Raw genomic sequence first — 13,302 nt, forward strand, 5'->3', positions numbered from 1 at the left:
CCAAATTGATATTAAAACGTGTTAATGTTCCTCTGCGATGAATGGACTGGACCCTTGGGCAGTCCATTTTTTTTACTCTGAATTCATTTTTCTCATAAGGTGGTTTATAGATTAGGTGTTTGTTTTAATTTGGATTAAGAATGGTCGGTTTTTAAGGTTTTGACATATTCACTAATGTCTTTCAAATGCTCGCGCATTGCCTCGCCAACTTTTTTAACATTCTTATTCACAATATGATCTAATATTATTTCGTGTTGTTCTAACGCAATTTTCGACCTCTCTTCTCCACAGACTTTGTGTTTTGTGAAGTAGTGCATGATTTCGGGTGTGATGACGAGCATCAACGAGTTGAGAACAGAATTTTGACTGGCATCAGCAATTTTTAAATGAAATAGCAAGTCTTCTTCCAACGCCGGCCTGTTTTCTTGCAGCGCACGTTTGTATTCCGTAAGGGCGTTCGTGATGGTCAGGATATCATCCTCCGTTCTTCTTTCAGCTGCTAATTCGGCGGCATTCGTTTCCAGCAGTACCCTGGCCTCGACTAAAGATCGAAAATCACGTTTCTCCAGCTTAAGAACATCAGTGATCAGGCCGTTTAATGCTACTCTTCCCAGCCCTGCTACTACTGTTCCGCTTTGTGGAAGGGTTTTTAGAATACCATAGAATTCCAGCTTTCTAACGGCATCTCTCACACTGGTTCTTCCGATACAAAATCGTTCACTCAGCATTCGCTCCGACGGAAGCTTATCGCCCGGTTTTAACTGACCTGAAGCTATTAGCTGTCTGATCTGCTGAATGATCTTATCCACAGGCTTTTCAACTATAATCTCACTGAAGTTATTTAGTACATTATTCTCCATAATTTAAACTAGCATACCAGTAACTAGTCTGTCAGCAACTGGTTGACCAATTTATGAATCATTTTAATAAATACAAATGATTAAAGTCATTTTCTCGCAAACGATTGCGGGTAAAACGCAAGATAAACAGGCTATTGCGACCTGACTCTGTTACATATAGTTAGGTCGGCTTGAGGCCTGTTCATTTTTAGCATTACGCTACTTTATAAGGTATTCTGCCGGTATTTTTGTTGGTATCGGAGTGCTATGTTACTGCCCGCGCCCCGGGTTTTATTTTTCTACTTCTTTGCTGGAAAACTTTTCATGACGAAATGTAATCTTCAGGCTGCCTTTGTGGTTCGTTGTAAGCGATGAGCTATGATGCCACTGAGGTGCTAAATGATTCATTTGTGCTTAAAGTTTCAAAAAAGCTACTAGTAAAATCGGGTTAGCCCAAGGTAAATGGCTTCAAAATGGTGATTCAGGCAAGCACCAGAGAAGCGTTGGACTAAGGTAAAGAGAACTTGATCTATGTTCACCAGAATTTACGAGAGCTTAAATACTAATGTAATATATACTAATGTTTTGTTCGGCTTTATTGAGATACATTCTGTGATCAAAAAAATTATATAAATTTTTTGAACAATAATTCATTGAGCTTGGAGACAGTTGGACTATGCAATAGTATATATGTGCTTTATGACTTTTGTCATATGTAACCTTTGCTATCAATTTGGTTTTTTAAATAGCAAGGTCTTTTACATTTTTGTCTGGTGTCTTTAGCTTATTGTTTTATAGTCGATGCAATCAAAATAATTGCGTGTTCAGTCAATGAGTATGGCAAAGTTTAGAGCAAGGAATGCCGAATTTTATAAGTGTATATCAACTAATGTGCCTTCTTCTGATGCAGCAAGCCTGGGAATATATGGTGTTAATCTCATTAACGCATATACGGCGGTGTTTTCTTTTTCAATACCCATATATGAGTTGAAAGGTCGATATTTATCGTTTCTCATACCTATTAATTATTCTGCTTCAGGACCAAAAATAGACAAACTACCAGCATTAGTAGTCGATGATTGGAGCTTCGCTGCTGGCTGGTGCCATTGCAAGTTCTACAAAGAAAATCTGATTCAAAGAATTTTAGAATTTGAAAAAATAAGAGCTTCAAATAAATAGATATGAAAAACAGAAAGTAGTTATCAGGTTTTATCAAAGCATTAAGTCTGACACATGGATACAGAGATAGCACTATTCAAATGGGAAATCGGAGTATTAAAAAAATAAGTAGATGAGAAAACCAATATTATTAATTCTTGTATATTTAATAAGTTGTGCCGCTAGCATAGCCCAAAACGGTTCGATAACATTACCCACTACCCCAGAGGCTGCTGCACTACACAAATTTGTTGATGTACCTGTAGATTTGAACTCAGGTGTTCCAAAGATTTCAATTGATATATTTGATCTCAAGTTTAGAGATTTTTCTCTACCAATTAATATCAACTATCACAGTTCAGGCATCAGAGTATCTGAAATATCAAGTAACGTAGGTGCTGGATGGAGCTTAAATGCTGGGGGGCTGATTTCTACTACCGCTCGTGGTGCAGCAGATATGAACGGTAATGGCTATTTCAATAGTTCTCCTAAGACAATATATGATAAATACCTTATTAGTGGCTTTAATGAATATAATGGTACTGATCCCTATGATGATCATGATGCATTGGATGCAATTGCAACAGGTCAACAAGATGGTGAACCAGATCTATTTTATTATAATTATTTAGGAAAAGGGGGAAATTTTGTTTTTGATGAAAATCTTGATATTCGACAGATTCCACATAGTTCAAGCTTAATCGAGTTACAAAATAATAAATTCTTAATAACAGATGAGAAGGGAGTTGTATATCAGTTTGTTCAACGAGAAACCGCGAAGGTTATTGCATCATCTAACTCGAATTGCCCCAAACCAGATTGGTTTAATGGTAATGCCTTTTTAACTTATACTCCGACATGGCATCTCCAAAGTATTGAAGCCCCAAACGGTGATTTGGTAACCTTGCAATACGAACCGGTGAATTATTCATATGATTTTATTTCAAGCCAATATTATTCTCTTTGGAAATTTTGGGATGGACTTCAACAAACCGGTTGTGGAGGTTGTGATAATATTCCCTTAACGACATGCACGAATCAAATGGAGGTGACTGGTGTGAGGCTCGTATCCATTAGTGCAAGTAATGGACATACAATAGCATTTTCTTACAATTCTACTCAAAGAGAAGATCTTCCTGGTACTAATGCCCTAAAACAAATTGATATTTCGAACGGTTCTGAGTTGGTCAAATCTTGGACGTTGAACCACAGCTATTTTGGGAATTCTGAAAAACTTAAGCTAACCACTATTGGCGAAAATGGAAAACCACCTTATATTTTTTCATATAATGAAGCAACAAGTTTTCCATCAAGACTGTCTTATTCACAGGACCACTGGGGGTATTATAACGGTAAAACCAACTCTAAATTAGTTCCAGGTACCTTTATCAGATCGGAGTGGTTGAGTGGTGGAAATAGAGAGCCTGATCCGGCTTATACACAATTAGGCATTCTTACTTCAATTCAATATCCGACTGGTGGGAGTACGGTCTTTGAATATGAACAAAATGACTATTGGTTTGAAGGTGATGAAACGGTTAAAACTGGGAAGTTCAGCCCTAAATTAGCATTGACGAACACAGAAATACTATACCCTGCCATAACCAAAACTTTCACAGTTTTAAAACCAGGTTGGGCTACTATTAACTATAATATCCAATATGACGATGGAAGCTCGAACAATCCTCCTCCCGGAAATATTTGCCAGGCAAAACTCACGTTAGCCGGTCAGGAGATAAGTTCAATTATTTCAAGTACTCCTATGTCAGAGATTGTATTACTCAATCCGGGAGTATATCAAATGGAATTGCTAAGTACAGCAGACGGGTTTTCCGGATTCTATCAAATTAATTGGGTTGAAGAGGATGTTGTTTTTAAACAAGAAAATAAGTTGGGAGGTGGCGTAAGAGTGAAAAGAATAGTCGATAAACCGTCTGTGACATCTGAATTTAAAATAAGAAAATTTTCATACAATGACCCCTCTAATACAATGAGATCAAGTGGGATTTTTAATAATAACATCAAATATACCTATGATTCTTACACAAGAATGATTTGTTCAGGAAGTATTAGTGAGTGTAAGAAATTTAATACAACTTCATCTAGTGTATTGCCCGTTAGGGATATTCGTTATCAATATGTTACTACATATTATGGTGAAAATGGAGAAGGCGGAAAAAGTCTCAATGAATTTTACAGATTCGATGATTTATATCCCTACGCTGATACATGGCCATTTACGAATACTACAAGTTATAATTGGCAGGATGGTATGCTTAAAGAGACTCGTCACTTTAAGCATCTTAATGGCACTTATGCCGTAATACAAAAAGACCATTATGAATATGAACTCAACAACAATCGGGGTTCTTACACATTGGAGCAATTCCCAAATTTAAATAATATTCTTGCCGTTCAGGTAACAACTCTTAGGCCTTATAATCTCATCGGCCTCATACCATATTCCAGTATTCTTGACGCTAAAGTATATTGGCATATTTCAGCATGGAATTATTTGAAAAAACATACTAAAGAAGTGTACAGCCAGGATGACTCGACCCAGGTGACCACGTTTATTACGGATTACCATTATGATAATCCTGACCATATTCAACTGACAAGGGAGGTTACTGCCGACAGTAAAGGCAATACCCTTGAAACAAACTATAAATATCCCTTGGATTTTACTGCACCAGCTGTGGCTATTTCAAAAATGAATGAAAAGCATATAATCACACCAGTAGTAGAACGTACCCGGTGGATAACAGAAGGACCTGACAAATCACTTCTTTCTGCAAGTGCTACAAACTACCAGTATGTGATTGACAATGACATAATAGTGCCACATCAGAGCTTTGAATTAACTCCTATCAATACAATAAATTATACCGAGTCTGTTGACGGACAGGTGTTTGACAATGACTATAGATTGTATAAGACGTATACTAAATTTGATTCCAAAGGGAATGTGCTGGAATATACAAGTATAGATGGTTTGCATACCGCATTTATATGGGGATATAATAATTTGTATCCCATAGCAAAAATTGAAAATTCCACTTATGCTGCGGTTTCAGCTATTTTAGGGGCTGACCTGGGCTTGTTAAATGGTAATAGTCTAACGGAAGATCAGATCAGGACAAAAATCTACAGTTTACGGAGTCATGCTAATATGGTCAATGCACGGGTCACCACATATACCTACAAGCCCTTAATAGGTGTATCCTCAGTAACTGACCCAAATAGTATTATTACATATTATGAGTATGATAACTTGGGACGGCTAAGACTATTACGGGATAATGATGGAAATATCATTAAACGTTATACTTATAATTATAAAGCTCCCTAATGGTATAGGAATGACCCTCAATTTTATAATTATGAAAAGATATCATATATTTTTCTTAGCTCTGTGTTCAAGTGTATTAACAGTTTGTGAAACATATGCTCAGTCCAATGAAAACTATGTACGTGTAGAAACCATGCTCACACCTGTAACCACCCAGGTGGCTGTTGATGCACTGTCGGTATCTGGAAAAACTACCGTCTATGACTACTTCGATGAGCTGGGCAGGCCAGTTCAGCAGGTGGTGATGTCAGGAAGCCCGATGTTAAAGGATGTAGTAAAACCCGTGGCCTATGATAAGCTCGGGAGACAGCAGTTTGATTATCTGCCTTATGTAAGTGCTTCAAAAAATGGTACTTATAAGGTAGATGCGCTGAGTGGTACTACTGGCTATACAGACAGCCGTCAATACATTTTTTATCAGGGTACCGGTAAAGTAGTCAGTGATACCAAACCATATGGTGAAAACTCTTTTGAGCCATCTCCGTTGAACAGGGCGCTGAAATCTTATGCTGCTGGACAGGCATGGGGTAACCCATCTACAGGAGGAGGTAACAAACCTATAGCTTTTAGCTATGGGACTAATGCAGCCTCCGAAGTTATAAGCTGGGAAATACATGATGACGGCACACTTTCAGTTGCTGCCGGGGGGTACTATGGTCCCACTGAGCTTTACAAAAGTACTACCACTGACGAAGAAGGAAATAAGATCATTGAATATACAGATAAGCGGGGCAGGGTAATATTGAAAAAAGTACAAACGGCTGAGAGCCCTGTGGAAACGCGGCACGCCGGCTGGGCCTGTACGTACTATGTGTACGATGTTTTTGACAATCTGCGGGTAGTACTACCGCCGGAAGCTCTCAGACTGCTCACTTTGGGTGGGGTAGCCGCTTATGAGCTGAGTGGAGGTAACCTTTTGTCCGAAAACAAAACCTTTGGTCCTTTAGAATCAGGAGATGCCAACGTTTATTACTACACTCATGGTGTGACAGTGACGATGTCCCCGGGCTTCACTTCAGGTGAGGGGTTTCGAGTCTTAACATTTATCCAGGCACCTACCCAACAATTTTTGGATATGTGGGCCTTCCAATACAAATATGACGGAAGAAAGAGAATGATTGAAAAGAAAGTACCCGGTGCAAAGCCGGTTTATATGGTATATGATAACCGTGATCGGTTGGTCCTGACCCAGGATGGTAATCAAAGGGATGCATCAGTAACCACAGGACGAGAATGGACCTTTACTAAATATGATGCCCTTAACCGACCCATCATGACCGGAATATATACCCATGGCAGTGTAGTGACACAGGCGATGATGAGCGGTCTGGTCAGTACCACGGTATTTTATGAGAGCTACAATGGTAGTGGTGCCTATGGGTATACTAACACGGTTTTTCCTACCACGGCTATAGAGCTACATACCGTAACGTATTATGATACTTATGACTTTAAAAATTTGTTACCAGTGGGTACTTTCGATTATAGGAACAACTTGCTGAACGGGATTCCTTCTCTAGCATTTAGTAGTGTGAAAGACCTGGTGACAGGCACCTGGGTTAGAGTATTAGGTGGAAATGATTTCATGGCCAGCGTCAATTACTATGATAAGTATTACCGGGTAGTGCAGAACGTTTCACACAACGCCCAGTTGGGTATTGATATAATGACCAATTTCTATGATTTTCCGGGAAGAGTATTAAAGACCAAAACCAATCATAATTACGGTTCTGTTTCAGCGCAGACTATACTTCGTGAGTTTGAATATGACCATGCCGGAAGGTTGGAAAAAATATGGCATACCTATAATGGAGGTACACCGGTATTGCTGTCGACCAATGAATATAATGAAATAGGGGAGCTGATAGATAAAAAATTACATTCAGAAGATAACGGGATAAGCTATGCCCAGTCAGTAGATTACCGCTACAACATTCGTGGCTGGCTGACCCGGATCAATAACAGTGGCCTGTCAGAGTCGGAATCTCAGGCAGACAATGACTATTTCGGTATGGAACTGGGCTATAACAATGCTCTGACAGGTGTATCGGCCACACCCGTTTACAACGGTAACATCAGTGCAGTTAAGTGGAGTGAAGATCTGGGAGACAGTCAAAGAGGTTATGCCTTCAACTATGATCAAATGAATCGGATCACGGGCGCAAACCATTTCAAGAACAATGCATCGACATCCCATTTTGGGATAAGTGGTGTGGGATATGATTTGAACGGTAACATCAAAACGCTGACCCGGAAAGACGAGGCAGGGGACAATATGGATGTCCTCAGCTACGATTACGGGTCGGGCACCACGCAAAGCAACCAATTGCTATCCGTATCCGATGCGGGTAACAACAATGAAGGTTTCAGGGACGGAAATACCCTTGGCAGTGACTATCTTTATGATGCTAATGGCAATATGACCAAAGACCTTAACAAAGGCCTGTCTGATATTATTTATAACCACCTCAATCTGCCGCAGCGGGTGGAAAAGGACACAGTTAACTACATTCTTTACACGTATGAGGCATCCGGAACAAAGCTGAGGCAGCAGGTGTATGAAAATGGTGCTCTGGTCAAAACGACAGATTATGTGGGCGAATATATCTATGAAAACGGCGAACTACAACTGGTCCAACACGAGGAAGGGCGTATCGTTTTTGACCCGGCCACCGAGGCGCCGGAATACCAGTACCACCTCAAAGACCATTTAGGCAATAACCGGGTGACGTTTACGACGAAACCTAAAACGATTGAGTTCACAGCGAACTATGAAAACGACCCGGCAGTGCCTGATGACCTGGGATTGTTTGAGAAGGTAGATCACATCACTCTTACTTCCAATGACCTGTTCGACCATACCGATGCAACAGGAACAACGTACACGCACACACAACGACTAACAGGAGGATTAAACTCCCAGATCGGTTCGGTGATCGCTGTCCCTGTAGGTATGGGAGACACGCTCCACGCAGAAGTCTTTGCGAAATACAAAGACAACTCAGGCAATGGCAACAACAGCGGGGCATTGGCTTTAGCCAACCTGTTGGTCACTGCCTTTACAGGGGGTACAGGTTATACGAATGAACTGGGCAACCAAAGCATTCACAACAACTTCCAATCGGGTACTTTGATCGGTACCACAGGATTTGCTCATGAAGATAGTGATGCTCCTATGGCCTTTTTGAATGTGATGTTCTTGCCGGAAGGTGAGCTGATCAGTTTGGACAGTGCGGTATCTTTTGCCTATGATCAGATAGATGCCGCAGCCCAGCAGCCTAATGCATCTGTGAAAGCCACCCATGACCGATTGCATATTGATAACTTTCAGGCTCCTGGCAATGGGTATGTGCTGGTGTATCTAAGTAATGAGAGTAGTGTGATGACGGAGGTGTATTTTGATGACTTAAAAATAACGGTTAATGAGCATCCGGTGATACAGACAGATAACTACTATCCCTTTGGGTTGACACACGGTAACGGGTTCCAGAGGGTAACCAGTCTTAAAAATGACTTCCTGTTTACTGGGAAGGAGCGAATTAATGATCTTGATTTGAGTTGGTATGACTTTGGAGCCAGGATGTATAATTCAAGCATTGGTAGGTGGCATAATCTAGATCCATATGCTGATAAATATTTTCCATTATCACCATTTGCTTACGTGGCAAATGACCCTATTTCTTGGATTGATCCTGATGGCAAGCAAATTATTAATCCTCAAAAATTTGTTTTAAGTAATAAACATCTGATAAAGGCATTGAATAAATTTGATAAAGCCGTTGCAAAGATCACAGGACAAAAGAGAAGTGATTTTACCTTTACTATAACCGGTGGAGATCGATACAAAAAAGATGGCAAGATTTATTCAGCTACTGATGATTCGTGGATTAAACATTCTCATAAAAATTCGAGGCACTTGCGAGAACGGGGTGGGTTAGCAGTTGATGTTCGTAAATCTAAGTTTTCTGATAAAGTTTTGAAGAAGGCAGCTAAGAAAGCAGGGTTGAAGTTTGTTTCAGGCTCGAACTATACGGATGGTCATTTTCATATGGCGCTGGACCCAACCGAACACACTCAGAAATATTTGGATGATCCCAACATTAATAAAAACTATATACCAGGGGAAGCAGACTTTGCATTGCCAGATCAAAGTACAGCTGACATTGAAACTACGGAGGAAAACGATGAAAATTTAAGAATAGAGATAAATAACTTTGTAGAAGGAGAAAGTGATACCAATATCTTAAACAATTTATGGGGTATAATCAAGAAGTTTTTAGGAACGGACAATGAACCTGTAAGCTCAGAAAATTATTAATAAAGATGCGATTTAATTTAGTTACCATAGTACTTATCCTAACAACAGCATGTTCAAATCAAAATGCTAGTCAACCCGATTTTTATTTTGATTTTGTATCTGTTAGTGTTGGGCCAAGTAAGTATGATAATGTCTCCGGTCGATTTAACCGAGTTTTAATCAATAATAAAAGTGGGAGACTTAATTTAATTGTAGAGAAAATATTAACAGATGATGAAGGGTTTGATAAGAGATTGGATAAACGCATCGTTATAAACAACCTCAATTTTGGGAGTGAGACAATTTATGATATCCATGTTACTAAATGGGTCGACACAGATACTTTTCTAGTAAACAAAGACAATGAATGTTATATGGTAGAAGTGATACCTGACGATGTTAGGGTAATCAAAGGTTGTAATAACCAGTGAAACACCAAGGTGCTTACTCTTGCCTAAATCGACCTAATGCATATCCAATGATACCGCCAACAAGAGTTCCAATGGTTACACTATCAATGATTTTATAAAAGCCAAGAAGCACCACCGCTACGAGAAGGATAAAGACCAAGCCTCCCATCTGAGCGTAGTATTCTTTCAAGAAACTAGGTTTAGATTATATCTACACCTTCTTATCCAAGAGAGCAAACTACACCTAGGAGGGTAGATCACGATAAAAAAGGGAATTTAATTGGAGAATCTAAAAAATAATAATACGAGGTTTACGGTTTACTTTGTTGCAAGCTTTACTTTATTTGCCCTTGAAGGTTGTACAATTACAAAAGAACAAGACAGGACAAAAAGTAAAGGGATCATTCTTTTTTCAAAATATAATACAGATTACTTTTTCCCCTTAAAAGCAGATCAAGTAAACTTTGAATTAGAGGACTTTATGTCTTATAATTATGACACAGGGTTTGTCGTCATATGGTATCAAGCAAAATGGAGGGATGATATATTGGGCAGTTATTCAACTGATATTTCGAATGATCAATCCTTTAAGAAAGTTGCTTTTGTTCAAATAGATTATTTGAAACCTAAGCCACATTCTCTTGATAGTGTATATTCTTTTGCGTTTGATTACTTTGGCGAAGAGAAATATATGATATACGATAATAAGGATCGTGAATTTAAAGGTATAACAGGTTTAAAATAGAGCTTAATCCCTCTCTAACTTCAGGCAAAGGTTGAAGTCTACGAATGGAAACGAGCGTCTATGACCCCATCTGAGCGTAATATTCTTTCAAGAAACTAGGTGTAAATTGTATCTACACCTTCTTATCCAAGAGAGAAAACTATAGCGTAGATTGCAACTCATAGCCGTCAAGATAAGCAAGAGGATTTGAATATTTTTAGGGATTAGGCAAAAGCATCCTTTCTAGGACACCCAGTGTTTTTTCCCATATCTTTATGTTTTATTACAGTATTGAAAAAGGGGGTGTGATTACCCTTAGCCCCCTTTTTCTTGATGTAAAGATACTTCATAGGGAAAGAACGAGCTTACTAAATCGGTTGAAAAGTATGCTGAAATTTTGGCTAAAAACTTCAGTCAAACCATTGATATACAGCTTGTTGAAGATTTAGCAAAAAAGAGTGGTTTTGTACAGCGTAGTTCTAAATTATCAGTTCGAGATTTTCTTGAGATGTTGATGTTTGGTAACCTTCAGTCTGCAGGAGCCAGTTTAAATGATTTTTGTGCTTACCTTTCTGAAGAACAAGGGTTTTCTATTAGTAAGCAAGGAATTGATGAGCGCTTTAATAAAGAAGCTGTTGATTTTTTAAAGTCATTACTTAGTACTGAGCTAGAAAAAAAAATTCAGGTTAACCTATCCTCCAGCGACGGTCAACATTTTAATAGTTTACGGGTCAAAGATTTCACCAGATGGAACCTATTGGCTAACTGTTCTACAAAGTATAAGGGGTATGGAGGCAATCAAGGCGTATCAGCTGCTATGGTAAGTATTCAGTATGAATACGATTTGTTAACTGGTAAAATCATAGATCTTTCGGTTAACAGTGGAACCAGGAATGACCATAAAGACTCCATGGAACTAAAAGAGAATATAAATAAAAACGATTTGGTCATTCGAGATCTGGGGTATATATCCAGGAGCTTTATAGAAAATGTTATAAAAAAAGAGGCATACTTTCTTAATAGGTTACCTCCGCAATTAGGCGTTTATCAAGTAAAGGATAAACAAAGAACAGTCAATTTTAAAGATATTGTACAAACGATGAATCGAAAAAAGATTGACCACTTAGATCAAGAAGTTCTTGTTGGCGATAAACAATATCATAGGTGCAGAATGATTGTTACCAAAGTGCCAGATCATATCTACTCAAAACGAATGGCTCTGGCAAAGAGAAGGGCAAAAGACAAAGGCTATAGTGTGAGTAACGAATATAAATCTCGTGCCAGGTTGAACGTATACCTCACTAATGTTGATAACAAGAAAATGTCTACCCAGATGGTAGTTAAGCTTTATAAAGCCCGATGGCAAGTAGAACTTATCTTCAAAGTGTGGAAGTCTTTAGGAAAAGTCAACGCTCTTTCGAAAATGAAAGTAGAACGTTTTGAATGCCAACTAATGGCTAAACTTATTTGGCTGGTGACCAATTGGAAGATGTTTTTCGTTGTCAATAGCTGGATGTACAGCACTAGCCAAAATAATATGTGTAGTCTATGGAAATTCTTCAAACAAACACTTCGAAAACCACTCCTGTTAAGGGATATGCTCTGGAGAAATGCATCCATTGAAAAGTGGTTATACTCCACTTTTCAAAAAGCAAACCAAAACCTTAGACTAGAAAGGAAAAAGGGGAAAACTCCCTTTTACGATATATTCAATCAATTTCAACTCTTAACTTGACGGCTATGAGTTACAAACTATATCTAGGAGGGTTGGATGTGGCAGATATAGCTTCGCAGGGCTTCCTTGGTTTAAATACACCTCAAAGTGCAGCTTTTGGTGCGGTTGTGGATTTCAAGCCTTTCTCAAATGATAAGTTTCAAGTCAATCTAAACTCTGATGCGGCTGTAGATTTTGTTACAGGATATGTGGCAGGACGCGTCTCAAGCATTCCGGGTATTCAGCGTAGCGGAGTAAAACCATTGATCCAGGCTGGAGCAGATTTATCCATGAAAGTTATAGCAAATGGTGTAAAAGTTAACATAAGGCAAAATGAAAATAGAGAACATTAAATTTGGTTTATCAATAGCTTTTTTTGCTGTATTGGTGCTATCTGTTATTGGATACTTGATGTACGAATATATCACTAAATCTAATTCAGAGGTCAGATATACTGTATGTACTATGGTAGATAATTATTCCTCTTCAAAAGATATTGGTAAGAAGTATGAATATACTGCCAATGGAGAATTGTTCGAGAATATATGTACTTCTCATGCATGTGCCGAAGCTAAGTTAGGTTCAAAGTATGTATTAAAGTATTGGGTAGATGATCCAAAACTGACAGAAATATATTTTGATTCCCCCATTGCAACTGATATAGTAGTCCCAAAAGATGGTTGGAAAGAACATCCATATCGTAAAAAATGAAAAGTTCACAGAACCTGTTCGATAAGATACTTATAGTTATGGTGGTGATTCTGTCAAGCTATTTTGTGTTCAACAATCATGGGTTGTTAGTTATTAT

At 38.6% G+C, this 13,302-nt stretch carries 10 protein-coding genes; 8 read left to right on the plus strand and 2 right to left on the minus strand.

Annotated elements, in window-relative coordinates:
* Positions 1–134 precede the first annotated feature (134 nt).
* Positions 135–860 (minus strand): FadR/GntR family transcriptional regulator, encoded by a 726-nt coding sequence (locus tag FNH22_RS10265; RefSeq protein WP_143398269.1) that lies wholly within the window; start codon positions 858–860, stop codon positions 135–137.
* An 816-nt stretch (positions 861–1,676) separates the two neighbouring features.
* Between FNH22_RS10265 and FNH22_RS10270 the strand changes: the two genes are divergently transcribed.
* From FNH22_RS10270 to FNH22_RS10285, 4 genes are all read left to right on the plus strand, one after another.
* Positions 1,677–2,018, plus strand: coding sequence for a hypothetical protein (locus FNH22_RS10270; RefSeq protein ID WP_143398270.1), 342 nt, complete (start codon positions 1,677–1,679; stop codon positions 2,016–2,018).
* Between the two features lie 112 nt (positions 2,019–2,130).
* A complete protein-coding gene (locus tag FNH22_RS10275) occupies positions 2,131–5,349 on the plus strand; it encodes a hypothetical protein (protein ID WP_143398271.1) in 3,219 nt (1,072 codons plus the stop codon).
* 31 nt (positions 5,350–5,380) lie between these two features.
* Positions 5,381–9,667, plus strand: coding sequence for a DUF6443 domain-containing protein (locus tag FNH22_RS10280; RefSeq protein WP_185154163.1), 4,287 nt, complete (start codon positions 5,381–5,383; stop codon positions 9,665–9,667).
* 5 nt (positions 9,668–9,672) lie between these two features.
* The gene (locus tag FNH22_RS10285; protein WP_143398273.1) at positions 9,673–10,077 is read left to right on the plus strand and encodes a hypothetical protein; all 405 of its coding nucleotides are present in this window, start codon (positions 9,673–9,675) and stop codon (positions 10,075–10,077) included.
* Between the two features lie 13 nt (positions 10,078–10,090).
* Here FNH22_RS10285 and FNH22_RS31980 read toward each other — a convergent pair whose 3' ends face one another.
* On the minus strand, positions 10,091–10,246 hold the full coding sequence (locus FNH22_RS31980) for a hypothetical protein (RefSeq protein ID WP_185154164.1): 156 nt from the start codon (positions 10,244–10,246) through the stop codon (positions 10,091–10,093).
* A gap of 90 nt (positions 10,247–10,336) precedes the next feature.
* Between FNH22_RS31980 and FNH22_RS10290 the strand changes: the two genes are divergently transcribed.
* The 4 genes from FNH22_RS10290 (at position 10,337) to FNH22_RS10305 (ending at position 13,205) form a co-directional block, all read left to right on the plus strand.
* The gene (locus FNH22_RS10290; protein ID WP_143398274.1) at positions 10,337–10,801 is read left to right on the plus strand and encodes a hypothetical protein; all 465 of its coding nucleotides are present in this window, start codon (positions 10,337–10,339) and stop codon (positions 10,799–10,801) included.
* Between the two features lie 376 nt (positions 10,802–11,177).
* Positions 11,178–12,515 (plus strand): IS4 family transposase, encoded by a 1,338-nt coding sequence (locus FNH22_RS10295; protein ID WP_185154165.1) that lies wholly within the window; start codon positions 11,178–11,180, stop codon positions 12,513–12,515.
* A gap of 5 nt (positions 12,516–12,520) precedes the next feature.
* Entirely contained in the window at positions 12,521–12,847 is a 327-nt protein-coding gene (locus FNH22_RS10300) for a hypothetical protein (RefSeq protein ID WP_143398276.1), read from the plus strand.
* The gene (locus tag FNH22_RS10305) at positions 12,828–13,205 is read left to right on the plus strand and encodes a hypothetical protein (RefSeq protein ID WP_143398277.1); all 378 of its coding nucleotides are present in this window, start codon (positions 12,828–12,830) and stop codon (positions 13,203–13,205) included. The genes FNH22_RS10300 and FNH22_RS10305 overlap by 20 nt, the downstream gene beginning before the upstream one ends.
* Positions 13,206–13,302: the final 97 nt, after the last annotated feature.

Source organism: Fulvivirga sp. M361, from assembly GCF_007097395.1.
Classification (GTDB): Bacteria; Bacteroidota; Bacteroidia; order Cytophagales; family Cyclobacteriaceae; genus Fulvivirga.